17 protein-coding genes are annotated in these 25202 nt (G+C 63.9%); 4 read left to right on the top strand and 13 right to left on the bottom strand.

All coding sequences use genetic code 11. The features are described from left to right. Positions 1-232 precede the first annotated feature (232 nt). Entirely contained in the window at positions 233-2512 is a 2280-nt protein-coding gene (locus ACQ4MJ_RS06960; RefSeq protein WP_431149451.1) for an EAL domain-containing protein, read from the top strand. A gap of 42 nt (positions 2513-2554) precedes the next feature. On the opposite strand, the gene ACQ4MJ_RS06955 is transcribed toward ACQ4MJ_RS06960, so the two are convergent. The 3 genes from ACQ4MJ_RS06955 to sbcB all read right to left on the bottom strand — a co-directional run bounded on the left by ACQ4MJ_RS06955 (position 2555) and on the right by sbcB (position 6789). Beyond that, entirely contained in the window at positions 2555-3910 is a 1356-nt protein-coding gene (locus ACQ4MJ_RS06955) for a protein kinase domain-containing protein (protein WP_431149452.1), read from the bottom strand. A 29-nt stretch (positions 3911-3939) separates the two neighbouring features. Continuing rightward, positions 3940-5187, bottom strand: a complete 1248-nt coding sequence (locus tag ACQ4MJ_RS06950; RefSeq protein WP_055396703.1) for a cystathionine gamma-synthase family protein — start codon at positions 5185-5187, stop codon at positions 3940-3942. A gap of 153 nt (positions 5188-5340) precedes the next feature. Next, on the bottom strand, positions 5341-6789 hold the full coding sequence (gene sbcB, locus ACQ4MJ_RS06945; protein WP_431149453.1) for an exodeoxyribonuclease I: 1449 nt from the start codon (positions 6787-6789) through the stop codon (positions 5341-5343). Between the two features lie 360 nt (positions 6790-7149). On the opposite strand from sbcB, the gene ACQ4MJ_RS06940 reads away from it, so the two are divergent. Next, positions 7150-8376: a lytic murein transglycosylase gene (locus ACQ4MJ_RS06940; protein WP_431149454.1), complete on the top strand. Its 1227-nt coding sequence runs from the start codon at positions 7150-7152 to the stop codon at positions 8374-8376. Positions 8377-8416: 40 nt separating this feature from the next. On the opposite strand, the gene ACQ4MJ_RS06935 is transcribed toward ACQ4MJ_RS06940, so the two are convergent. The 4 genes from ACQ4MJ_RS06935 to dnaE all read right to left on the bottom strand — a co-directional run bounded on the left by ACQ4MJ_RS06935 (position 8417) and on the right by dnaE (position 16243). Continuing rightward, positions 8417-9550 carry a hypothetical protein gene (locus ACQ4MJ_RS06935; RefSeq protein WP_431149455.1) on the bottom strand — a complete coding sequence of 378 codons (1134 nt, stop codon included), beginning with the start codon at positions 9548-9550 and terminating at the stop codon, positions 8417-8419. A 277-nt stretch (positions 9551-9827) separates the two neighbouring features. After that, positions 9828-12176: an ATP-dependent Clp protease ATP-binding subunit ClpA gene (clpA, locus tag ACQ4MJ_RS06930; RefSeq protein WP_055396695.1), complete on the bottom strand. Its 2349-nt coding sequence runs from the start codon at positions 12174-12176 to the stop codon at positions 9828-9830. Positions 12177-12233: 57 nt separating this feature from the next. Then, positions 12234-12602 (bottom strand): ATP-dependent Clp protease adapter ClpS, encoded by a 369-nt coding sequence (gene clpS / locus ACQ4MJ_RS06925; protein ID WP_055396693.1) that lies wholly within the window; start codon positions 12600-12602, stop codon positions 12234-12236. 107 nt (positions 12603-12709) lie between these two features. Next, the gene (gene dnaE, locus ACQ4MJ_RS06920) at positions 12710-16243 is read right to left on the bottom strand and encodes a DNA polymerase III subunit alpha (RefSeq protein ID WP_431149456.1); all 3534 of its coding nucleotides are present in this window, start codon (positions 16241-16243) and stop codon (positions 12710-12712) included. 183 nt (positions 16244-16426) lie between these two features. On the opposite strand from dnaE, the gene ACQ4MJ_RS06915 reads away from it, so the two are divergent. After that, positions 16427-17224 (top strand): outer membrane protein assembly factor BamD, encoded by a 798-nt coding sequence (locus tag ACQ4MJ_RS06915; RefSeq protein ID WP_055396690.1) that lies wholly within the window; start codon positions 16427-16429, stop codon positions 17222-17224. Here ACQ4MJ_RS06915 and ACQ4MJ_RS06910 read toward each other — a convergent pair. Both ACQ4MJ_RS06910 and ACQ4MJ_RS06905 read right to left on the bottom strand, forming a co-directional pair. After that, a complete protein-coding gene (locus ACQ4MJ_RS06910) occupies positions 17187-19235 on the bottom strand; it encodes an ATP-dependent DNA helicase (RefSeq protein ID WP_431149457.1) in 2049 nt (682 codons plus the stop codon). The two genes, ACQ4MJ_RS06915 and ACQ4MJ_RS06910, sit on opposite strands and share 38 nt — an antisense overlap. Further along, positions 19235-19438: a YdcH family protein gene (locus tag ACQ4MJ_RS06905; protein ID WP_055396751.1), complete on the bottom strand. Its 204-nt coding sequence runs from the start codon at positions 19436-19438 to the stop codon at positions 19235-19237. The genes ACQ4MJ_RS06910 and ACQ4MJ_RS06905 overlap by 1 nt, the downstream gene beginning before the upstream one ends. Positions 19439-19544: 106 nt before the next feature. On the opposite strand from ACQ4MJ_RS06905, the gene ACQ4MJ_RS06900 reads away from it, so the two are divergent. Next, positions 19545-20351, top strand: a complete 807-nt coding sequence (locus ACQ4MJ_RS06900; protein WP_121420339.1) for a PP2C family protein-serine/threonine phosphatase — start codon at positions 19545-19547, stop codon at positions 20349-20351. Positions 20352-20531: 180 nt separating this feature from the next. On the opposite strand, the gene ACQ4MJ_RS06895 is transcribed toward ACQ4MJ_RS06900, so the two are convergent. The 4 genes from ACQ4MJ_RS06895 to odhB all read right to left on the bottom strand — a co-directional run bounded on the left by ACQ4MJ_RS06895 (position 20532) and on the right by odhB (position 25197). After that, entirely contained in the window at positions 20532-21230 is a 699-nt protein-coding gene (locus ACQ4MJ_RS06895) for a hypothetical protein (RefSeq protein ID WP_431149458.1), read from the bottom strand. Continuing rightward, positions 21227-22324 carry a cell division protein ZapE gene (gene zapE, locus ACQ4MJ_RS06890; protein ID WP_228895768.1) on the bottom strand — a complete coding sequence of 366 codons (1098 nt, stop codon included), beginning with the start codon at positions 22322-22324 and terminating at the stop codon, positions 21227-21229. Before zapE ends, ACQ4MJ_RS06895 begins: the two co-directional genes overlap by 4 nt. Before the next feature lie 81 nt (positions 22325-22405). Further along, positions 22406-23833, bottom strand: a complete 1428-nt coding sequence (gene lpdA, locus ACQ4MJ_RS06885; RefSeq protein WP_228895769.1) for a dihydrolipoyl dehydrogenase — start codon at positions 23831-23833, stop codon at positions 22406-22408. Between the two features lie 89 nt (positions 23834-23922). After that, positions 23923-25197 (bottom strand): 2-oxoglutarate dehydrogenase complex dihydrolipoyllysine-residue succinyltransferase, encoded by a 1275-nt coding sequence (gene odhB / locus ACQ4MJ_RS06880; RefSeq protein WP_306553301.1) that lies wholly within the window; start codon positions 25195-25197, stop codon positions 23923-23925. Positions 25198-25202 lie beyond the last annotated feature (5 nt).

The following is a 25202-nucleotide window of genomic DNA, read 5'->3' as shown; positions in this document are numbered from 1 at the left end:
TGGGGCCATTCTGACGCTCCCACCGGGGGTTGCCCCTGAGCGCACCACGGACCCCAAAGACTTCGGGGTGGCTTGCGCGGACCATCCAAAGCCAATTGGTGGTTTCCACCATGCGGGCGACTGAGGCGGTACCTATGCTCTGCCTCATGGGCGCGCAAGCGGCGCCACGGCAGCGATCGAGCACGTCGTCCCTTGCTCCAGGGCTCCCGGAAAACGCCCTTCACCACGTTCCATGACATTGCCCCCCAACCCCACAGCGCCCCACGACGCCGAAGAGCGCAGGCACTCCGAGGCCCTGCTCCAGCTGTGCAAACGCCTGGAACGCGCCTGGACCTTGTCCGACGTGCTCGATGCCGTCAAACCCATGGGAGAGAGTGTTTTTGACTACCGCCACGTCTGGCTGGCCCTGATTGACGAATCCTCGGGGATGCTGGACTTCCTCACACACACCACCAGTGGTGAGGAGGGTGCCCTGAGCCGCCAGCTGCAGACCATGAAAATCCCCGTGAAGGGGGATGCGCTGCTCGAAGAAATCATGCAGGCCACCCACGTCGTGGTGGTGGAAGATGCCCGCACCGACCCACGCACCAACAAGGCCGTGGTCGCTGTGCTGCACAACCGCACCATCGTCAATGTGCCGCTGATCATGGCGGACCAGCGCATGGGCGCACTGGGCATGGGCACTTATGGCGACGAGGAAGGCGTGCGGCCCCCCAAGCCCTGGCAGATCGCACTGATGCAGGCCACCGCTGGGCATCTGGCCGTGGCACTGGACCGGGTGCGGTTCATGACCGCGCGGCACGAGGCCGAAGAAGCGCTGCTGCAGCAAAAGGAGCGCCTGCAGGTCACCCTGCACTCGATCAGCGACGCCGTGGTCACCACCGACGCCACGGGGCTGGTGCAGTACCTGAACCCTGCAGCCCAGACGCTGACAGGCTGGTCGCTGTCCGCCGCCTGCGGACGCAGGCACCAGGACGTGCTGGGCCTGGCCGCCGAACCTGGCACCCAGGCTGCCCCCGACCTGGTGGGCCGCGCACTGGCGCAAGGCAGCACCCAGTTGCATTCCAAGCTGCGGTCCACACCACTGGCAGGAGCCCCCCTGCTGATGGACCTGTCCGCCTCACCACTGCTGCGCCCCGGCGGGGATGCTGACGGTGTGGTGCTGGTGTTTCGCGACGTGACCGAGGCCAGCCGGCTGAGTCGCGAAATGGAGTTCCAGGCCCTGCACGACACACTCACGAGCCTGGGCAACCGCCGCGCGTTCGAGCACCTGCTGGCCCAGGCCTTTGCCGCCACGCGGGAGGCCTCCGACCGCCACTGCGTGTGCTACCTCGATCTGGACAATTTCAAGGTGATCAACGACACCTGCGGCCATGCGGCAGGGGACGAACTGCTGCGGCAGGTGGCGCGCCTGTTCCTGGCCCACCTGCAGCCTCAGGATCTGCTGTGCCGCCTGGGAGGCGACGAGTTCGGCATCCTGCTGTGGCAGCAGGACCTGCAACAGACTTTGAAGGTCGCAGAGCGCATGCAGCAGGAACTGGCCGCATTCCGTTTTGGTTGGCGCGACCATGTGTTCAGTGTCAGTGTCAGCATTGGAGCCGTGGTGCTGGATGCCGCCACCGAAAGCGTGGGCGCCTTGCTGCAGGCGGCAGACAGCGCCTGCTACGTGGCCAAGGACAGGGGGCGCAATCGCATCCACGTCTATGCCGAGAACGACCCTGCCCTGGCGCAGCGCTATGGCGTCATGGAATGGGTCAGCCGCATCGAGCATGCGCTACAGCACGACCGGTTTGAGCTGTTTGGCCAGCCCATCACCCGCCTGGGCACACTGCAGGGGAGCCCGCCGCACGGCCTGCATTGCGAGATCCTGCTGCGCATGCGCACGGCCGACGGCCAACGGGTCTCGCCGGGCGAATTCATGCCCGCCGTGGAGCGCTACCACCTGGCCGCGCGGGTGGACCGCTGGGTCATCAAAAAAGCCCTGGCCTGGATGGCCGAACACCAGGAGAGTGTGGAGCTGTGCTGCATCAACCTGTCGGGCCAGTCCGTGGGCGACGCCGCTTTTTTGGGCCAGGTGCTGCAGGCCATGGACCAGACCCCGGTGCGCTGCGACCGCCTGTGTTTCGAGATCACCGAAACCGCCGCCATGGGCGACCTGGCAGCGGCCAACCGTTTCATCCACGCACTGCGCGCGCGGGGCTGCCAGTTTGCGCTGGACGACTTTGGCAGCGGGTTATCGTCGTATGCCTACCTGCGCGAGCTGGCGGTGGACATGCTCAAGATCGACGGGCAGTTTGTGAAGAACATGGCCGACGACCCGGTGAGCTTCGCCATGGTGAAGTCCATCCACGAAATTGGCTGCCTGATGGGCAAGAAGACCGTGGCGGAGTTTGCCGAAAGCAAGGCCGTCGTGGACCTGCTGACCGGGCTGGGCGTGCACTTTGCCCAGGGATACGCCCTGGGCCGCCCTGCCCCGCTTGACGAGCTGCTACTGCAAACCGTGGTGCACTGACTCCCTGGTTGCCGAGCCAGCGGCGGACGCAACGGAAGCGCTTCAGCCGCGCGGCGCGGAAGGCGATGCCGGTGTTACCGGGGCGGGAGGGGCAGCCACCAGCTCCCACTCGGCCAGTTGCTCGTTGGTCGCAATCAACCGCCCCACCAGCAGCTTGATGAAGGCCTTGTCAAAACACGACTGCAGGTCTTCGGACGCCCCGCGCAGCGCGGGGTTGCGCACCTTGAGCACCAGCACTTCGGACTCGGCCACGGCGGTGGCGGTGCGCAGCCTGTTGTCGGGGCGCAGGTAGGTCATTTCACCCAGGGTGACGCCCGCACTCAGTGTGCTGAGATTCCAGCCCTGGCGACTCACGGCCACCTGGCCCTCGATCAGGATGCAGAACGAATCGCCGGGCGTGTTTTCGCGCATCAGCACCGTGCCCCGCTCCAGCCGCCGCCAGTTGCCCAGGCGCATCAGCTCCCACAGGGCCACGTCGTGAAAGTCGGCAAAAAACGGCAGCGCGCGCAGGCGCGCAAAACGCTCGGCCTCGGTGTCTTGGGATTTTTGGCGGGGCAGACTCTGGTGGGCGGCCAGCAGCGCCCGTGCAAAATCGTCCCAGGTCGCAAAACGGTCGGAGGGCTGCTTGGCCAGGGCGCGCAGCAACACGTCGTCCACATGGGCTGGCAGCGACGCGCGCAGCAGGCTCGGTGGCGTGGGCGCCTCGTTGCTGATCTTGTAGAGCGTGGCGAAGTCGGTGTCGCCGTCAAACGGGCGGCGGCCCGTGAGCAGCTCGTACACAACAACAGCCAGCGAGAACATGTCGCTGTGGTGCGTGAGGTCGTGTTCGCGCACCTGCTCGGGCGACATGTAGGACGGCGAGCCCACCAGGCCCGACAGTTGCGTGGCATCGCTGCGCAGTGACAGCGCCGCACCAAAATCGGTCAGCTTGATGTCGCCGTCTTTGGCCAGCATGAGGTTGGCGGGCTTGATGTCGCGGTGCACCAGGCCTTCGCGGCACGCGTACTCGAGCGCGTTGCAGCACTTGAAGGCAATGTCCAGCACCTGGGGCACGGGCAGCAGTGCATCAGGCGTGGCATAGGCTGACAGGGGCTGGCCATCCACATATTCCAGCACCAGGTAGGGGGGCAGCGCCTCCTCGTCCGCATCGAGCAGGCGCACGATGTGGGGGTGGCGCAGGCGGCCCGACAGCGCAGCCTCGTTGCGCAGCAGCTTGCGGTAGCGCTCGGCCTGCTCGGGTACTTTCAGCAGATGGGCATGCGTCTGCTTGATGGCCACCTTGCGCCCCCTAAAGCCGTCGAGCCCCAGAAACACGATGCCGCTCGCACCCCGGCCCAGTTCACGCTCGATGCGGTACTTGCCGATGCTGGCGGGGGGCGCCGAGGTTGCTGTGGCCATGAGGGACTCCTGGGCGGGTATTTGACAGGTCAGGCGCCTGCAAGGGCCTGCTCAAAGTCAGCGAGCAGGTCTTGTGGGTCTTCCAGGCCCACTGACAGGCGGATCATGCTGTCACCAATGTCCATGGCGGCACGCACGGCGGGGCCGGCCTCCCAGAAGATGGTGTGCGCTACCGGGATGATCAGCGTGCGCGTGTCGGCCAGCCCCGTGGCCTTGATGGGCAACTGCAGGCGGTTGCACACGGCCAGGCACTGGTCGGGGTTGCGCAGCTCGAACGACAGCAGCCATGAGCCCGCCTGGAGGAGCTTTTTGGCAAAGGCATGCTGGGGGTGCGAAGGCAGCATGGGGTACAGCACGCGCGAGACGGCCGGGTGCGCCTCCAGCCACTGCGCCAAGGCCAGGGCCGTGGCGCTGGTACGGTCCATGCGCAGCGACAGCGTTTCAGCGCCCAGCGCCAGCTGGTGCGCAGCATGGGACGACAGCGTGCCACCCATGTCGCGCAGGCCCTTTTTGCGCAGCTGCTGAAGGCCCCAGCCCTTGGGGTCGCCCTTGCGGTAGGGCGCAAAGATGTTGGGGTAGCCCGACCAGTCGTACAGCCCCGTGTCGGTGATAGCGCCACCCAGCGCAGCGCCCTGCCCGCCGATGCTTTTGGTGAGCGAATTGACCACCAGGCCCGCGCCCACCGTGGCAGCGCGGAACAGATAGGGCGATGCCACGGTGTTGTCCACCACGTAAAGCACGCCACGTTGCTGGCACAGCGCTCCAATGCCTTCCAGGTCGGGGATCTGCGTGCCGGGATTGGCAATGGTTTCGACAAACACCATGCGGGTGTTGGGGCGCAGGGCAGCAGCCACTTTGGCCGCGTCGGTCACATCCACCGTGGTCACTTCAATGCCCAGGTCGGCCAACGTGCCGAACACGCTGTTGGTGTTGCCAAACACGAACTGGCTGGCCACCAGATGGTCACCCGCCTTGAGCAGGGTGAGGAACACCGCGCAAATGCCCGCCATGCCGGTGGAGAAAACGATGGAGCCGTGCCCGCGTTCCATCTGCGTGATCTTGGCCTCCAGCGCCGCCGTGGTGGGCGTGCCCTGGCGCGCATAGTTAAAGCCGCCCTTGCTCGTGCCCTGGAACACGGCGATCAGCTCTTCCATCTTCTCATACCCGTACTGAACGGACGTATGGATCGGCTTGTGGATGGCCCCATGCTCGGCGCCGCCCAGTCGGTCGGCGTGCACGATCTGGGTGGTGAAACTGTGGTTCTGCGGTGTCGTCATAAAAATCTGCGGCTGCTTTGTTTCTACTGGTCTACGTACGAGGCGGGGCGATCACTACTGGCGCGCCCTGATGCCAGTGCACCCGTGGAACTGGCTCCGCCAGGCCACCGGGTGCGTCCCCCTCGGGGGGAAGGCGCGCAGCGCCTCAGGGGGCTACCTCTCCGGCGCGATGTGCTCCGCGTAATCGTACAAGGCGCCCAGAATGTCCTGGGTCCGCTCATCGTCGGCGGTCTCCGAGAGTTCGTCGATCTCGGTGAACAGCTGCTCCACCGTGCGCGCCCCGCCCTGCCCGTCAAACAGGCAGGCGGCGCGGTGGGCCTCCCAGCGCTCCTGCTCTTCAGGCGACAGCGTTTGCGGAAAGTTGCGCGCCCGGTAGCGCCACAGCAACTCTGCCAGGCGCGGGTCGTCAAAATTCGCCCGCGCCTTGGCGAGCTTGTCGCCGCTCAGGGTGCGCAGGTCGTTCAGCAGGCGGCGGTCGTTGTTGCCCACAAAACCACCGTACAAATCCTGGTCCACATCGGGTGCGGGCTCTTGCGGGCGGGCAAACACCGCAGGCCAGATGCCGCTCATGTCGGGCAGCGCGCGCGCCACCTCGGCATGCTGCGCGGCCTGCGCCAGGTCGATGCCCCAGCGCTGCGCCAGCGCGGGCGTGAGCGTGTTCACATTGCCCACCACCATGGGCGACTTGTTCAGGTGGATGGTCTTGATGGGCAGGCGCGTCACGCCCTCGGGCAGCGCGTCGGCCTTGCTGAACATGCGCAGGCGGATGTCCTCCACATTCAGCGTGGCCAGCTCGCGGGGGTCGTGGGCCAGGTCCCAGGCAATCAGCTCGTTCTTGTTGGTGGGGTGGCTGGCCAGCGGCCACATCACGGCCAGGCAACCGCGCTCGGTGGGGAACATGCCGGACACATGCAGAAACGGCCGCGCCGTGCTGGTGGTGGCGGGCAGGCGCAACTCGGCGGCCACGCGGTCTTTCTTGTGCAGGCTCAGTGCAAAGTCAAACAGCTTGGTGTTGTGCTGGCGGATCAGCCGCGCCAGCGCAATGGTGGCGCGCACGTCTGACAACGCATCGTGCGCCGCGTCGTGCTGCAGGCCATTGGCCTTGGACAGGTGTTCCAGCTTGAAGCTGGGGGTCACGCCGTCTTCTTTCTTTGGCCAGGTGATGCCATCCGGCCGCAGCGCATAGGTCATGCGCACCACGTCGAGCAGGTCCCACCGGCCGCACTGGTTTTGCCACTCGCGCGCATACGGGTCGATGAGGTTGCGCCAGAACATGAAGCGCGTGATCTCGTCGTCAAACCGGATGGTGTTGTAGCCCACTCCAATGGTGCCGGGCTGGGAAAACTCGGCCTCGATGCGCGCTGCAAACTGGTGCTCGGGCACGCCCTTTTCCAAACACAGCTGCGGCGTGATGCCGGTGATGAGGCACGACACCGGGTCGGGCAGGTAGTCGTTGGCAGGCTGGCAATAGAACATCAGCGGCTCGCCGATTTCGTTCAGCTCCGCGTCCGTGCGGATGGCCGCGAACTGCGCAGGCCGGTCGCGGCGCGTGTTGGCACCAAAGGTTTCGTAGTCGTGCCAGAGGAAGGTGTGGGGGGCCATGGTCGATGGGCAAACAGGGGGCGGCGGAAGAACAAGGCGAGAGAGACCGTGAACTGTAACCTGATTTACAAGCTTTTTAGGCCCCTAGCGCATACTCATCAAGCGCTAGCAGCTATAAAATATATAGCAAACACCTCAAACCCGTCGGATGCAGATTCACGGCGTGATACACCTGCGGCGCAGCACCGCCGCTGCAGCGCGGGACAATGGCGCATGCAAAGCATCCACCCAGCCAACCCCTCCGTTTCGCGGCTCCGCCCTTCCCTTTTGGCCTCTTCGTTCCCACTTTCCATTTCAGCATGTTTGGCTGCCCTGGCTCTGGCGGGCTGCGCCGCAGCGCCCCCCCATCGCCCGGACACGGTGAAAGCACCACTGCCAACCAACGCCCCCCCTGCCACCACCAGCACACCGGCCCAGGATGCCGCAGCATCTACCAGCAGCCCCACCGCTGGGGTGGACCATGCGGCAGGCTTTGCCGCATGGCGCGACGCGTTTTCGGCGCAGGCCTTGCAGGCAGGCATCCAGCCCCGCACGGTGCGCGACGTGCTGGGCCAGGCGCAATGGCAGCCGCGCGTGGTGGAGCTTGACCGGGCCCAGCCTGAATTTACGCGCACACCCTGGGCCTACCTTGACAGTGCGGTCTCGCAGCAGCGCATTGCCCAGGGCCAGGCCAAGCTGGCCGAACACAGCGCCGCACTGGAAGCCGCCGCCGCCCGCTATGGCGTGCCTGCCACCGTGATCACCGCCATCTGGGGCATGGAGAGCAACTACGGCAGCAATTTCGGGACGTTCCGCACCGTGGACGCGCTGTCCACGCTGGCCTATGAAGGCCGCCGTCGCGCCTGGGCCCAGGCCGAACTGTTGTCCGCGCTGCGCATCGTGGACCAGGGCGACATCGCAGCAGACCGCATGCTCGGCTCCTGGGCCGGCGCCATGGGGCACACGCAGTTCCTGCCCTCGGTGTTTCTGGCCTACGCCGTGGATGCCGATGGCGATGGCCACCGCGACATCTGGGGCAGCATCCCGGACGTGACGGCGTCTACCGCGCATTTCCTGGCGCGTTCGGGCTGGCAGGCGGGCGAACCCTGGGGGGTGGAGGTGCAGTTGCCCGCGTCTTTCGACCACGCCCGCGCAGACCCTTCCGTACGGCAGACCACAGCCCAGTGGGAGGCTGAAGGTGTGCGCGGCATCGACGGGCAGGCGTTGCCCACCCTGGCCTCCGCGTCCATCGTCACGCCGGCAGGTGCCCGAGGCCCGGCCTTTCTGGTAGGGGGCAATTTCCGGGTCATCCTGCGCTACAACAACTCGGTCAACTACGCGCTGGGGGTGGCGCTGTTGGCGCGCCAGATTGGCGGTGGCGGGCCCGTGGTTGCCGCCTGGCCGCGCGACCTCGCGCCCCTTTCACGCCAGCAATTGCAGGAGCTACAAGAGGCGCTCAATCGCAAGGGATTTGCCGCGGGCACCCCGGACGGCGTGATGGGCCCCGCCACCCGCGCGGGGCTGCGAGGCTACCAGCGCAGCATCGGCGTTGTGGCGGACGGCTATCCCACCGTGGAACTGCTGGAGCGGCTTACGGCGCGCCAGTAGACAGAGCCCCAAGGCCTGCCCAACTGGCCGCCCCACGGAGTCATGGCGTCACCAGCCCGTCCATGCGCACGACCTCGAAGTCGCGGCCCAGCACCTGGCGCAGTTCAGACTTCAGGCGATCGTTGTTCCAGCGTTCGTCCGGCGCCCCGCTCAGGAACCAGTTGGAGCCGTTGTCGGCCACCATCATCCCGTGGGTCTTGAGGGCGGAGAGGATAGCCTGCGCTTCGGCAGAGAAGCCCGGCGGGATCGCATAGCCCGCCTTCAGGCGCACGCGCATGCCCATGGGGGGAAGGTTGGGGCTGGTATTGCTCGATGCCCAGTGGGTCGCGGGCGGCACGTAAGCGCGGCGGGTCTGGCTGACGGTAAAGCGCAGCGCGTGGCGGATGCCACCGGCGCCCAGCGACGCCTCGTCGTACCGCACCAGGCCCGGAAAAATCGGCAGGCCCGCTGCGTCTGCGCTGGTCCATCGTGGCCTGGCGGTGGGACGCACGTTGTTGCTGTCCAGGTGAAAGACAGCACCACCCGACGCACGCCAGCTGCCGTCGGACTGCGGGTAGCTGTTGCCGGTTTCATACAAGCGGTTGTTGTCGCGGTCGATCACGATCACGTGGCGGTCACCCGCGCTGGAAGGACCGCCTTCAATAGGCGCGTTGGGCGGAATCGGGTACGGGCCTGCATCACTCTCGTCGCCGTAGTCGGTGAACTGCACCGCCACACGCGGCTGGTTACCTGCCACCACCACATAGGGAATGCCGATAGGCGCGCCTTCCCACAGGCCCGCGCCAAAATCCGGGAACAAACCCCGGGTGAGGCCAATGCTGGCGATGAGGTTGTCAGAGTTGGGATCGATGGGGAGCCCACTGATATCCGCGTTCCAGTCATTGCCGGCAGGGAACGGCACTGCGCCATTGAGCGGCGCGCCCACACCCAGGGTTGCGCCGCGCACATCGCCATACACATGGCCCCCGGGGGGCGGAGCTGGCGCTGGCGCGCCTGGCGCCGGGGAGCCCGGAGGCGGCGAAACCGGCGCCGCATCACCCCCGCCGCCGCCACAAGCTGCCACCAGTGCACCAAAACTGGCAATGGCGAGACACCGGCTGATCGCTCCCAGACGCCGCTTGCGAGAGGAGGCACCGGGAAACATCGGGGCGGAAGGTGTGGGGGTCATGGTCATGGGGGCGTCTCCTCAGTCAGCGCGCAGTATGCCGCCCCAAAGGTCCTGGCTTGCCGCGGAACTGTGCGAAAACGTTTCAATGATTTTGGGGCACCGGACGGCGTCCGCGCACACCAGTTCGCTGATCCAGCTCGTCAAAGACTGCCTGTGCAGACTTCGCCACCACCACGCTGTAGACACTGCACTACGGACAAAAAAAAGCCAGCCATCGCAATGATGGCTGGCGTCTGGAGAGTGCCGGTGTGTGTCGGCAAAGCGCCAGTGGCGCCAGTGCACATCAGTCCGCCGTGGCTTCCTCGGGCTCGGCGGGCTCGGACTTGGCCGAGCGTTCCTTCTTGGCCAGCGGCTGGATGTCCAGCAGCACCTCGGAGGTTTCCACGCCCTTGTCGTCGGTCTTCACCTCGATATCGACCGTCAGACGCCCACCGTCCGTCAGGCGACCGAAGAGCAGCTCGTCAGCCAGCGCGCGGCGGATGGTGTCCTGGATCAGACGCTGCATCGGGCGGGCGCCCATGAGCGGATCGAAACCCTTCTTGGCCAAGTGCTTGCGCAGCGTATCGGTAAAGGTAACTTCCACCTTCTTCTCGGCCAGTTGCGTCTCCAGCTGCAGCAGGAACTTGTCCACCACGCGCAGGATGATCTGCTCGTCGAGCGCCTTGAAGTTGACGATGGCATCCAGCCGGTTGCGGAACTCGGGCGTGAAGAGGCGCTTGATGTCGCCCATTTCGTCGCCCGCCTGGCGCGGGTTGGTGAAGCCAATCGTCGCCTTGTTCATGGTCTCGGCGCCCGCATTCGTCGTCATGATGATCAGGACGTTGCGGAAGTCGGCCTTGCGCCCGTTGTTGTCGGTCAGCGTGCCATGGTCCATCACCTGCAGCAGCACGTTGAAGATGTCCGGGTGCGCTTTCTCGATTTCGTCGAGCAGCAGCACAGCGTGCGGCTTCTTGGTGATGGCTTCGGTCAACAGCCCACCCTGGTCGAACCCGACATAGCCCGGAGGCGCACCAATCAGGCGGCTGACCGCATGGCGCTCCATGTACTCCGACATGTCAAAGCGCAAGAGCTCGATGCCCATGATGTAGGCCAGTTGCTTTGCCGCCTCGGTCTTGCCCACGCCTGTGGGGCCGCTGAACAGGAACGAGCCGATGGGCTTGTCGCCCTTGCCCAGTCCGGACCGCGCCATCTTGACCGCGCTGGCCAGCACTTCCAGGGCCTTGTCCTGGCCGAACACCACACTCTTCAGGTCGCGTTCAAGCGTCTGGAGCTTGCCACGGTCGTCATTGGACACATTCGCAGGCGGAATACGCGCAATCTTGGCCACGATCTCTTCGATCTCGGCCTTGCCGATGGTCTTCTTGCGCTTGCTCGGCACCATGATGCGCTGTGCAGCACCGGCTTCGTCAATGACGTCAATCGCTTTGTCAGGCAGATGGCGGTCATTGATGTACTTGGCGCTCAGCTCGGCTGCAGCCTGCAGGGCGGCCGCCGCGTACTTCACGCTGTGGTGCTCTTCAAAGCGCGACTTCAGGCCCTTGAGGATGTCGATGGTTTCGGCCACGCTGGGCTCCACCACGTCCACCTTCTGGAAACGGCGCGACAGCGCTGCATCTTTTTCGAAGATGCCACGGTATTCCGTGAAGGTCGTTGCGCCAATGCACTTGAGCTGGCCGCTGGAAAGCGCGGGCTTGAGCAGGTTGGAGGCATCCAGCGTGCCGCCCGACGCGGCACCCGCACCGATCAGCGTATGGATCTCGTCGATGAACAAAATCGCATTGGGCTTGTCCTTCAGCGACTTGAGAACGCCCTTGAGGCGCTGCTCAAAATCACCCCGGTACTTGGTGCCTGCCAGCAATGCGCCCATGTCGAGCGAGTACACCGTGGCCTCGGCCAAGATTTCAGGCACATCGTTCTGGGTAATCCGCCAGGCCAGACCCTCGGCAATCGCCGTCTTGCCCACGCCAGCTTCACCCACCAGCAGTGGGTTGTTCTTGCGGCGGCGGCACAGGATCTGGATCGTGCGCTCCACCTCGTAGTGGCGCCCGATCAGCGGATCGATCTTTCCGTCTTTGGCGGCCTGGTTCAGGTTCTGGGTGAACTGTTCCAGCGGCGAGGCTTTCTCGTTGCGCTCAGAAGAACCACCCTCTTCGCCTTCCGCCTGGTTGTCCGGCTTGGCAGGCTCTGGGGGTTCGCCCTTCTTGATACCGTGGGCAATGAAATTGACCACGTCCAGGCGCGTCACGCCCTGCTGGTGCAGGTAGTACACGGCATGCGAATCCTTCTCGCCAAAGATGGCCACGAGCACGTTGGCACCCGTGACTTCCTTCTTGCCATTGCCCGTGGACTGCACGTGCATGATGGCGCGCTGGATCACACGCTGGAATCCCAGCGTGGGCTGCGTGTCCACCTCATCGGTGCCAGCCACCTGGGGCGTGTTGTCTTTGATGAAGTTCGCCAGCGATGAGCGCAGATCATCGATATTGGCCGAACATGCGCGCAGCACCTCCGCTGCGCTGGGGTTATCGAGCAGTGCAAGCAACAGATGCTCCACGGTGATGAACTCGTGGCGCTGCTGACGGGCCTCAACAAAGGCCATGTGCAAGCTGACTTCCAGTTCCTGGGCAATCATGTGAACTCCTTTGTGCTTGCGTGGAAGGGATAACTGTAGATCGGGATCAAAAACCTGTTATTCAACAGGTTCACTGACACATTGGAGTGGGTGGCCCGCCTTGAGGGCGGCGTCAAGCACTTGTTCCACCTTGGTGGCAGCCACATCGCGGGAATAAACACCGCAGACGCCTTTGCCATCGAGATGGATCTTCAACATGATCTGGGTGGCTTGTTCACGGTCCTTGCTGAAAAACTCCTGCAAAACCACGATGACGAACTCCATGGGTGTGTAGTCGTCATTGAGCATGACCACCTGGTACATCTGCGGCGGCTGGGTCTTCTGGGTGCGTCTTTCGAGCACGACCGAACCGCCATCATCCCGCGCGGGCCGGGTCACGGGCAGCGCGGTGGGGGGTGAAGGTGGTTTTGTTGCCATGAAAATCATTCTAGCGATCCGCGCGGCATGCTGCCGTGAGAGAAATCTGACGTTGATCCGGTTTTTTTCAAGCTGTCGCCTTCACGATATTCACCGAATGGTTCCCAACACCCGATTTATTCGTAAACCACGATGGCCGAACCACTGCCCGCCTGGGCGGTCCAGGCGGCCAGCGCAGCATCGGTGGGATAAAAACGGGCGCTCTCACCCAGTTGCAGCTCCGCCACAGCGGCCGCATCCTGCGCCACACAGCGCACACCCATGCGCACACGCAGGCCGTGGAGCAATTCACCCTCGGCAAGCTCCTCTCTGCGCGGCGGAAACTCCTTGACCAAGCGGTGCACATCCGGCCCCTTGTCGCCGACGGTGACATGCAGGTATTTGCCAAAACGGCAACGCGCCCCTGCCAAGTCCCACACCTGTTGCACCTTCACGCGCAGGCCACCGCTGAAATGGTCCAGTTGCAAGCGGCCCATCATCACCACGAACTCGTCTTCCTTGAGCTGATTGCGGTACGTGTTGAGCAAGGCCTCATCGGCAGACGCCTCAATGACGGCAGACTTGTCGTCCAGTTTGAACAGGCCCAATTTGCCCCGCTGTCCATTGATGACCCGGAAATCACTGATGATCCCGGCCAAGACTTGGGGTTCGCGACTATCCAGCAGCTCATCGATCTGGGTGCGCACAAAGCGGCGCACCTCCGTGGCCACTTCATCGAACAGATGGCCGGACAGATAGAAACCGACCGCCGTTTTCTCCAGGGTGAGTCGCTCCTTGATCCCCCAGGGAACAGCGTCCACCAGCTCGGGCTCCTGCGTACTGGAACCATGGGCATCATCGCCCATCATGTCGAACAAGCCACCCTGGTTCACGTTGGCCAGCGTGGCAGCCGCAAAGTCAAAAGCCCGGTCGATCGAGGCCACCATCGATGCCCGGTTCATGTTGATGGAATCAAATGCACCCGCCTTGATCAGCGCCTCCACCGTGCGCTTGTTCATGCGCGCCTTGTCCACGCGCAGGCAGAAATCGAAAAGGCTCTTGAAAGGCCCGGTGGTGGCGCCGTGGGGCCCTTCGCCACGCCCCTCACGCGCCGCCACCATGGCCTCGATGGCCTGCTGGCCCGTGCCCTTAACGGCGCCCAGGCCGTAGCGGATGATTTTGTCGGTCACGGGCTCGAACCGGTAGAAGCCACGGTTGACGTCCGGCGGCTCGAAAGAGAGCCCCATTTTTTGCGCGTCTTCGAACAGCACCTTGAGCTTGTCGGTGTCATCCATTTCCACGGTCATGTTGGCGCAGAAGAACTCTGCGGTGAAGTGCACCTTGAGCCAACCCGTGTGGTAAGCCAACAGGGAGTAAGCAGCCGCGTGCGACTTGTTAAAGCCGTAGCCTGCAAACTTCTCCATCAAATCGAACACTTCGTCAGCCTTCTCCTGGCTGATGTTCTTTTCGGCCGCACCCTTTCGGAAGATCTCCCGGTGCTCGGCCATCTCCTCGGCCTTCTTCTTGCCCATGGCGCGGCGCAGCATGTCGGCGCCGCCCAGGCTGTAGCCCCCCAGCACCTGGGCGGTCTGCATCACCTGCTCCTGATACACCATGATCCCGTAGGTCTCGGCCAGCACGGGCTCCACCAGCGGATGGGGGTACTCCACCACTTCCTTGCCGTGTTTGCGGTTCACGAAACTCGGGATCAGATCCATGGGACCCGGACGGTACAGCGCGTTCAGTGCAATCAGGTCTTCAAGCCGACTCGGCTTCGCTTCCTTGAGCATGCCCTGCATGCCACGGCTTTCAAACTGAAACACGGCCTCGGTCTTGCCGTCGGAAAACAGCCGGTAGGTGGGGCCATCATCCAGCGGAATGTTCTCGAAGGCGAAGTTCTCCTGGCCTTTGTGGCGCTTGATGATGAACTCACGCGCGATTTCCAGAATGGTGAGAGTGGCGAGACCCAAGAAGTCGAACTTCACAAGGCCAATAGCTTCCACGTCGTCCTTGTCGTACTGGCTCACAGCCGATTCGCTGCCCGGCTGCTGGTAGAGCGGGCAGAAATCCGTGAGCTTGCCAGGCGCAATCAAAACCCCACCCGCGTGCATACCGATGTTGCGGGTCATGCCTTCGAGTTTTTGCGCCATCTCGATGATGGTCTTGACGTCTTCTTCCTTCTGCACGCGTTCGTACAGCAGCGGCTCCAGCTCCAGTGCGTAGTTGTTCTTGTCGCCTTCCTTTTTCACCTCGGGCGGATAGGCCAGCGTGTACGACATACCGGGCTTGCCCGGTACCAGCTTGGAGATGCCGTCGCAGAACATGTAGCTCATGTCCATCACCCGGCCCACGTCGCGGATGGCGGCTTTGGCAGCCATGGTCCCGAAGGTGGCAATCTGGCTCACGGCATTCTTGCCGTACTTGTCCTTCACATAGTCGATCACCCGGTCACGATTGGACTGGCAAAAGTCAATGTCGAAGTCAGGCATGGACACCCGCTCGGGATTCAGAAACCGCTCGAACAGCAGGTTGTATTGCAGCGGATCCAGGTCGGTGATCTTGAGGGCATATGCCACCAGCGAACCGGCACCCGATCCCCGTCCCGGCCCCACGGGGCACCCGTTGGCCTTGGCCCACTGGATGAAGTCCCCCACGATGAGGAAGTAGCCCGGAAAACCCATCTTGAGAATGGTTCCAATCTCGAACTCCAGGCGTTCCACATAGCGGGGACGCTGCTGGTCGCGGTCGGACTCCTTGGGGAAGAGAAGCTTCAGGCGCTCCTCCAGCCCCTCGAACGAGGCAAAACGAAAGAATTCATCGATCGGCATGCCATTGGGGGTGGGAAAGTCCGGCAACTGCGGCTTGCCAAGCACCAGCGTGAGGTTGCAACGCTGGGCAATTTCCACCGTGTTCGCGATGGCCGACGGAACATCAGCGAACAAGGCCTGCATTTCTGCAGACGACTTGAAATACTGGTCGCGCGTGAACTTGCGCACGCGGCGCGGATTGGCCAGGATCTCCCCCTCTGCAATACAGACACGCGCCTCGTGGGCCTCATAGTCGTCTGGAGTGGCGAACTGCACAGGATGTGTAGCCACCACGGGCAAGCTCAGGCGCGCCGCCAACTGTGCAGCAGCCACCACGTGGCTTTCATCGTCGACACGGCCCGCACGCTGCAACTCGATGTAAAACCGGTGTGGAAACAGCCCTGCCAGGCGCAAGGCAAGCTCTGCGGCGCCCGACTCATCCCCCTTCAGGAGAGCTTGGCCCACAGGCCCAGCCTGTGCCCCGGCCAGGGCAATCAGCCCTTCCGACAACTCTTCCAGCCAGGCCCAGGTGCACAGGGCCAGGTTCTTGACGACATTGCGCGTCCACGCGCGCGCGAGCAGTTCGGACAGATTGAGGTAGCCCTGGCGGTTCTGCGCCAGGACGATCAGGCGTGAGGGGGCCGCGCCCGCTTCGCCTTCCAGAAAAATCTCGGCCCCCAGGATGGGCTTGACGCCCTTGCCCCGCGCCTCCTTGTAGAACTTGATCGCGCCAAAAAGGTTGTTGAGATCGGTGATGGCCAGTGCAGGCTGGCCGTCTTTGGCAGCCGCCTTGGCCACCTCATCGATTCGATTGGTACCGTCTACGACGGAGAACTCGGTGTGCAGGCGCAAGTGAACAAACATGGGGGCCATTGTAGAAAGCCCAGCACCTCCACCGAGAGAAAGCTGGCAGCGCAACGCCTCTTGACAGGTGCCACCCCCAGTACAATGCTTTTTCGTGCCCTGGATGCCAGCGGCGCCCGGCCCTCTGGACCGGCCCAGCTATCCTGCACCCCTGTTTCCTTTTTTTGCTGAAAGCTGCCTGCGATGCTGCGTGCCCCACTGCCCCTCGTTTCTGCCCTGCTGCTTGCTGGTCTGCTGGCGGGTTGCTCCAGCACAACCGAAGACAAAACGGCCAACTGGAGCCCCAATCGCATCCATTCGGAAGCGCAGGACGAAATGAACAGCGGCGCCTACGACAAGGCGGTTCCTCTGCTCGAAAAGCTGGAGGGGCGGGCGGCCGGCACCCCGCTGGCGCAGCAGGCCCAGATCGACAAGGCCTACGCGCACTACAAGGCTGGCGAAAAAGCCCAGGCCATTGCAACGCTGGACCGCTTCATGAAGCTCCATCCCGCCAGCCCTGCGCTTGACTATGCGCTGTACCTCAAGGGCTTGGTGAACTTTAACGACAACCTCGGTCTGTTCTCGTTCATCTCGCGCCAGGACCTTTCCGAGCGCGACCAGAAAGCAGCCAAGGACTCCTTTGAGGCCTTCAGTGAGCTGGCCACCCGCTTCCCGGAATCCCGCTACGCACAGGATGCACGCCAGCGCATGACGTACATCGTGAATTCGCTCGCGCAGTACGAAGTGCATGTGGCGCGCTACTACTTCCAGCGGGGCGCGTATGTGGCAGCCATCAGCCGTGCCCAGGTAGCCCTGGCGGACTACCAGGGCGTGCCCGCGCTCGAAGAAGCTCTGTACATCCTCATCCAGTCGTACGACGCACTGGGCATGACGCAGCTGCGCGACGATGCACGCCGCGTGATGGACACTTCGTACCCCCAAAGCGCCTATCTGCGCGGTGGCCTCAAGGAAAAGGCGGAGCCGTGGTGGAAGCTCTGGTAAGCGCCTGAAGAGCAGCTTCAAACTCAGGCTCTGACTCCAGGCGCCGCATCGGGGGCAAGGCCGCCAGCAGGCGCTTGCCATAGCCCATGGTGATAAGGCGGGTGTCACCCACCACCAGAATGCCCTGGTCGGACTCACGCCGGATCAACCGCCCCGCCCCCTGCTTGAGCGCAACGGCTGCCTCGGGCAGCGCGTAAGACTTGAACGCTTTCCCGCCAGATTTCTCAATACGCTGTGTACGCGCCTCCACCAAAGGGTCGCCCGGGGGAGGAAAAGGAAGCTTGTCAATCACAACAAGCTGCAAGGCATCCCCAGGCACATCAAACCCTTCCCAGAACGTCGCGGAAGCCACCAGCACACAGCCTTGCTGCCCGTGCTCGCTCCCTTCGCGAAAACGCTCCATCAGCCGCCGTTTGGGCCACTCGCCCTGCACCAGCACTTCCAGGGCAGCAGAGCCCGCAAACTGCGCTTTCAACGCATCGCCAATGGTGCGCAAGGCCTTGAGCGTCGTGGTCAGCACCAGGGTGCGGCCACCCAGTTGGGCTGCAGCCTCGCCCACCCAGCGCGCAAGCGCCTTGCTGTGCGAAGGATCGGCCGGAGACGGCAGGTGGCGTGGCACATACAGTGCTGCCTGCGCCCCATAGTCAAACGGGCTCGCAACCCGCAGGATCTGCGCGTCTTGCAAACCCGCCCGCTCCGTGAACCAGCTCAGTTGCTCGTCATCGCCCAAGGTGGCCGAGGTGAAGACCCAGGCCCTGCCGGGTCCGGCAGCAGGCTCCCCGGGCCACCCATCGTCACCCACGGGTTCCGCAGGGGTGGCCAGCAGGCGTGTGCGCATGGCCTCGGCAATGTCCAGGGGGGACTCCGTCAAGCGCAGCTGCGGCCCCACATCGACCCAGCGCACCGCATCCGGATTGCCGGGGCCAGAAAAATGGGCCAGGCGCGCCAGCAGTTCAGTCCCGCGCTCATACAGGCGCACAAAGTCGGGCGCTATTTCGCTGACAGTGTCGAGCGCCTCCTGCGCCTGGGCGCAGGCGAGCGACACGCGGCGCAGGGCAGTCTGCCATTCATCCGGCCTGACGCTCTCCGGCGTTTCATCGGTCCAGCGCAGCTTTGCGCTGCCCCGCATATCTCCCGCCGCCAAGCGCAAATCCCGGGCAGACAGATCCACCTGGCTCGCAAGCCCCGTCCAGTCCGCAAGGCCCCGCGCATGCTGCAGCCCTGCTGCCAGCAGGTCCCTGCCAAAATCCATTAGCTGGCCCGTGGACAGCGTAAGCCCCAGAAACTGCACGCCCGTCTCGTTGATCTGGTGCGCCTCATCAAACACCACCACACGCACGGACGGTAAGAGCTCGGCAATGCCCGACTCGCGCACAGCCACATCGGCGAAGAAAAGGTGGTGGTTGATGACCACGACGTCCGCCGCCAAGGCCTCGCGCCGCGCCAAATGCACGTGGCATTCGCGAAAGCGGGAGCACTGCGAGCCCAGGCAGTTCTCACGGGTGGAAGTGACCAGCGGTATCACGGGCGAGCGTTCGTCCAACCCCGTCAGCTCCGCCAAGTCGCCCGAGCGCGTGCCATGCGACCAACTCTCGACCTTGGCCAAAACCCGTGCCACGCCAGGCTCACGGGCAGACACGTCCTGGCGGGCCAGTTCCATGCGGTACAGGCACAGATAGCTCGCCCTGCCCTTCAGAAGCGCCATGCGCACCGGCAAGCCCAGGGTCTGCGCCAGGCGCGGAAGATCGCGCGCAAACAGCTGGTCCTGCAAGGCCTTGGTGGCGGTGGACAACAGCACCCGCTCGCCGCTCAGGAGTGCCGGGACCAGATAGGAAAAAGTCTTGCCCACCCCCGTGCCTGCCTCCACGACCAGCGCCCCGCCTGTTTCGATGGTGTGCGCCACGGCCATGGCCATTTGCGTCTGGCCTTCGCGCGGCTGGAAATGCGTGTCGGCCCGCGCCAGCACGCCGCCGGGGGCAAACACCTCCTGCACCATCTCCACCAGCGCCATCAAGCGGGCTCTTGGGGTTGAAGGTCCCGTTCCAGGCGATCCAGGGCATCACGCAGAGCGAGGCGGCGCTTTTTGAGGCGGCGCAGTGTGAATTCGTCCGCCACGCCGTCGGGGGCACACCGGTCGATCAGAGCGTCCAGATCAGCATGCTCGATGCGCAGCTCAATGAGTTGGCGTTGGGGGGAATGGAGGCTGGGGTTCAAGGCAAGGGGCCGTGGGATGGCAAAAATGCCACAGGCGGGCGGATAATACGCGCTTGCCCCCGTTTGCGCGATGGCCCTTTGCGTACGCGCCCCCACAATCACCAGCATGACCAAAGCGTTTCGCCTCATCGCGTCCACCGGCATCCACAAGGGTGACCGGGAGTACCAGCAAGACCAGGTGATCCTGATCTCCCACGAGCGGCACAATGGCTGCATACTGGGTGTCATTGCCGATGGCATGGGCGGGCGCAGCGGCGGGCGCAAGGCGTCCGACCAGGTCATGATGACTGCGCGCCAGCTCTTCGAGCGCTATTCACCCGACACCGACGACCCGGTGGCCATGCTCAAGAGCATGGTGGAAGAAGCTCACATCGTGATCCGGCTCACAGCGATTTCTGCCGAGCAGGAACCGCACAGCACCATCGCAGCCTTTCTCATCAACCCGCGTGGCGACTGCCACTGGGTGCATGCCGGTGATTCACGCATCTACCATTTCCAAGGTGCGCGCATGGTGTTCCGCACCAGCGACCACTCCTATGTCCAGGCGCTCGTGGACCGGGGCGAGCTGACCGAAGCCGAGGCCAACAACCATCCGCACTCGAACATTTTGGTGGGCTGCCTCGGCACTGAAAGCGACCCGCCCATCACCACCCATGTGATCCCCCAACTGCAGCCTGGCGATGTGCTCATGGCCTGCAGTGATGGGGTGTGGCACTACTTTTCGCCCACCGAACTCGGCTCCGTGGTTGATTCCCTCTCGCCACGGGAAGCCACGGAGTTTCTGATTGAAAAAGCCCGCTCCCGCGCGCGGGGCGGCGGCGACAACCTCTCGCTGGTCATCGTGAAGATGGAGGCGCTGGTGGAAGAAAAGAAGGTCGCTCGCCTGGTACCCGCTGACGCAGGGCGTCCCTGAAGCAGCGCCCCACCCGCTGGCATTTGCCTGGGTGGGCAGCCGAAAGGGCGAATGGCTGCGCGGCACTTGAGGAAAGCGGCGCTGACGCGAACCGAGCCTCGGTATCCACCGGCCCATTGCGACTTTTGGGCGCCACGCGCACTTTCAACACCTGGAGCAGCCACCCCAAGTAAACCTGTTTCAGCGTGCTGCCGAACCCGCTGGCAACGGAGCCGCAGGGACCCGCCCCTGGGCTGCGGCCTCTGCCCGTGACTTTTCGACTCGGTCGCGGCGCTCCTGCGCAGCCTGAAGCGTTTGCGCGTGGCGTGTGCGCGCCTCTGCGGCACGCTCGGCATTGCCACTGGTGCGCGCAGCCTGCTCCTGGGCCTGCTTTTGCACCTTAATGCGCTGCTGCTGTGCTCGCTGTTCAGCCTCGTTGTCACGCTGCGATTTCAGGCCCTGGGGGTCTTGCGACGGCTTGCGCACCACAGCGCTTGCAGCACCGCTGCCCGCTGAGGGGCTATCCGGCACGCCGCGCTGCTTTTCTTCAATGGATTTGAGACGCTCCGCCGCTTTTTCCTTGCGCTCGGCATCATTGAGCTCGATCTCCTGTGCACGCAAACGGGCTTCCGCATCGCGCACGCCCGCCCGCACACTGCGCAGACAGTCTTCTACGGAAAATCGCTGGTAACAGGCCGATTCGTCCTGTTGTCGCCTGGCCTTGATGGCCTCGCGTTCGGAGCGGATGCGGTCGTGTTCCGCTTTACGTTCGGCCGCCTTGGCGGCTGCCTGCTGGCCGTTGGCCTCCGCACCAGCAGCTGTCGGCTGCGCAATGGCCGAGGCCGACAACCCCCAGGCAAGCGAGAAAATCGCCACAGAGACGAAGCGTCTGGAGATCATGTCAGCCCCGTATCGACAGTGCGGCGCTCCAGCGCCAGGAACTCCTTGGACTGCATCTCGTTGAGCCGCGAAATCGTTCGCGGAAACTCGTGCGCCAAGGGGCCTTCGGTGTACAGCTGTTCGGGGGGTACTGCTGCAGACAGGATGAGCTTGACGCGCCGGTCGTACAACACGTCCACGAGCCAGGTAAAACGCCGCGCAGGCGACGCCATGCTCACCGGCATGTAGGGCACATCGGAAAGCAGCACAGTGTGGAACTGCGTCGCGATTTCCAGATAGTCGTTCTGCGACCGGGGGCCACCACACAGGGTCTTGAAGTCAAACCACACCACACCACCGGCCTTGCGGCGAGCCCGGATCTCGCGGGCCTCGATGTGCAGCACCGGGTCTTCGTCGTGCACTTCGGCCAGTTGGTCAAACGCCTGGCCCATTTCAGCATCTGCCTCGGGGCCCAGCGGCGTGTGGTACAGCTTCACGTGCTCCAGAGTGCGCCGACGGTAATCGGTACCGTTGTCCACGTTGACCACTTCAAGCTTTTCATTGAGCAGGGCAATCGCGGGGAGAATGCGGTCGCGGTGCAGGCCGTCGGGGTACAGGTCGTCGGGCTTGAAATTCGAAGTGGTCACAAAACCCACACCGTTATCGAACAGTGCCGCCAGCAGGCGGTGCAGGATCATGGCGTCGGTAATGTCCGCCACGTGAAACTCGTCAAAGCAGATAAGCTTGTAGCGCTTGGCAATGCGCGCGCCCAGCACGTCCAGCGGGTTGACCGTGCCCTGCAGGCCCGCCAGTTCGCGGTGCACTTCGCGCATGAACTCGTGAAAGTGAAGGCGCACCTTGCGCTTCAAGGGAACGGCGTCGAAAAAGCATTCCATCAGAAAGCTCTTGCCCCGCCCCACCCCGCCATACATGTACACGCCGCGCGGCACATCAGGCCGGTTGATCAGCTTCTTGAGTGCGTTGGAACGCTGGGCCTTGTATGCGGCCCAGTCATCAGCGCAACGCTGAAGGGCATCCACTGCGCGCAATTGGGCAGGGTCACTTTGGTAGCCTTTAGCGGCCAACTCGGTCAGGTAAGCCTGTTTAACAGTCACGTGGTGGATGCTCAGAAACTATGATTTTTATAGCTACTAGCGCTTATTGGATAAGCGCTAGAGCCCGATTTGACCCAAAAATCAGAAGTTCAGAGTGCGCTTATCCACGGCCAGGGCCGCTTCCTTGGTGGCTTCGCTCAGGCTGGGGTGTGCGTGGCAAATGCGAGCGATGTCTTCGCTGCTGGCCTTGAATTCCATGGCCACAACAGCTTCGGCAATCAGCTCGCTGGCCTGCGGGCCCACGATGTGCACGCCCAGAATCTCGTCAGTCTCGGCATCGGCCAGCATCTTGACCATGCCTGTGGTGTCACCCAGCGCCCGTGCACGGCCGTTGGCCAGGAAGGGGAAGCTGCCCGCCTTGTACTTGACGCCGTCGGCCTTGAGCTGCTGCTCGGTGCGGCCCACCCATGCGATCTCGGGGCTGGTGTAGATGACCCAGGGAACGGTGTTGAAATTGACGTGGCCATGCTGGCCCGCAATGCGCTCAGCCACCGCAACGCCCTCTTCCTCGGCCTTGTGCGCCAGCATCGGGCCGCGCACCACGTCACCCACCGCCCACACGCCGGGCAGGTTGGTCTTGCAGTCGGCATCCACCACGATGGCGCCACGCTCGTCGAGCTGCAGGCCCACGGCTTCGACGTTCAGGCCAATGGTGTTGGGCACGCGGCCGATGGAGACGATGAGCTTGTCCACGTCCAGCGACTGGGCTTCGCCCTTGGCGTTGGTGTAGGCAATGCTCACGCCCTTCTTGCTGGTCTTGATCTCGCCGACCTTCACGCCCAGCTCAATCTTCAGACCTTGCTTGTCGAAGGCCTTCTTGGCTTCCTTGGCGATCTGCTCGTCCACCGCGCCCAGGAACGTGGGCAGACCTTCGAGGATGGTGACATCGGCCCCCAGGCGGCGCCACACCGAGCCCATTTCCAGACCGATCACGCCCGAGCCGATCAGGCCGAGCTTCTTGGGCACAGCGCCCACGCGCAGCGCGCCGTCGTTGGACAGCACCAGTTCTTCGTCGAACGGCGTGCCGGGCAGCGCACGGGCATTGGAGCCGGTGGCAATGATGATCTGCTTGCCCGTCAGCGACTCTTCGGCGGCGCCAGCCACCTTGATCTCGTAGCCGCCTTCAGCAGCCTTCACGAAAGAGCCGCGGCCATGGAAGAAGCTGACCTTGTTCTTCTTGAACAGGTACAGGATGCCGTCGTTGTTCTGCTTCACGACGGTGTCCTTGCGGGCAATCATCTTGGCCACGTCCATCTTGACGCCCGTGGCGGTGATGCCGTGCTCGGCGAAGTGCTTGTTGGCGTGTTCGAAATGCTCGGACGATTGCAGCAGCGCCTTGGACGGAATGCAGCCCACATTGGTGCAGGTGCCGCCGGGTGCGGGGCCACCCTTGTCGTTCTTCCACTCGTCGATACAGGCGACGTTGAAGCCCAGCTGGGCTGCGCGGATGGCGGCAATGTAGCCACCGGGGCCACCGCCGATGACGATCACATCGAATTGTTTGCTCATGGGAAATCTCGTTCAGTCTGTTGGAGAAAGACCCACCGGCGGGCACAACCAGAGGTCGGCCACGCGGGTGGGTCCATGCGGTCAGGAGGTTAGATGTCGAACAGCAGGCGCGATGGGTCTTCCAGCGCATCCTTCATAGCCACCAGGCCCAGCACAGCTTCGCGGCCGTCGATGATGCGGTGGTCGTAGGACATGGCCAGGTAGTTCATCGGGCGCACAACGATCTGGCCGTTCTCCACCACAGCGCGGTCCTTGGTGGCGTGCACGCCCAGGATGGCCGACTGGGGCGGGTTGATGATGGGCGTGGACATCATCGAGCCGAAGGTGCCACCGTTGGAAATCGAGAACGTGCCGCCGGTCATTTCTTCAATGCCCAGCTTGCCTTCAGCGGCCTTCTTGCCGAATTCGGCGATCTTCTTCTCGATGTCGGCAAAGCTCATCTGGTCGGCATTGCGCAGGATAGGCACCACCAGGCCACGGGGCGAGCCCACGGCGATACCGATGTCGAAGTAGCCGTGGTAAACGATGTCGTTGCCATCGACCGAGGCGTTCAGCACGGGGTACTTCTTCAAGGCATGCACGGCAGCCTTCACGAAGAAGCTCATGAAGCCGATCTTCACGCCATGCTCCTTGGTGAACGTGTCCTGGAACTTCTTGCGCATGTCCATCACCGGCGCCATGTTCACTTCGTTGAACGTGGTCAGGATGGCGTTGGTCGATTGCGACTGCAGCAGGCGCTCGGCCACGCGGGCGCGCAGGCGGCTCATGGGCACGCGCTGCTCGGGGCGGTCGCCCAGGTCTTCCTTGGCGGCCGGGGCCGACACCTGGGGCAGTGCCTTGGTGGGCACGCCCGTGGGGATGGCGCTCGGGGCCGCCACAGCAGCCTTGGCGGCACCACCAGCCACAGCGCTGAGCACGTCGCCCTTGGTCACGCGGCCATCCTTGCCGCTGCCGGCCACAGCCGATGCGGACAGGTTGTTCTCGGCCAGCAGCTTGGCGGCAGCGGGCATCGCCACGTCGCCCTTGGAGCCGCCAACAGCCGCTGGTGCGGGGGAGGGAGCCGATGCCGTGGCGGCAGCGGGTGCTGCAGCAGCGGCGGCAGGAGCGGCCGCGCCGGCCTTGCCTTCGGTATCGATCTTGGCAATGAGCTGCTCGGCCACCACGGTGGCGCCGTCGCCCTGGATGATTTCAGCCAGCACACCAGCCGAGGGGGCAGGCACTTCAAGCACCACCTTGTCAGTTTCGATCTCGATCAGGATCTCATCCACTGCCACAGCCTCACCGGCCTTTTTCTTCCACGTCAGCATGGTGGCCTCGGCCACGGATTCGGACAGCTGGGGGACTTTGACTTCTACGATAGCCATATCAA

This window comes from Acidovorax facilis (genome assembly GCF_050626955.1).
Taxonomy (GTDB): Bacteria; Pseudomonadota; Gammaproteobacteria; order Burkholderiales; family Burkholderiaceae_C; genus Acidovorax; species Acidovorax facilis.
The sequence above is the reverse complement of the archived record's forward strand: the minus strand, read 5'-3'. Positions and strand labels throughout refer to the sequence as shown.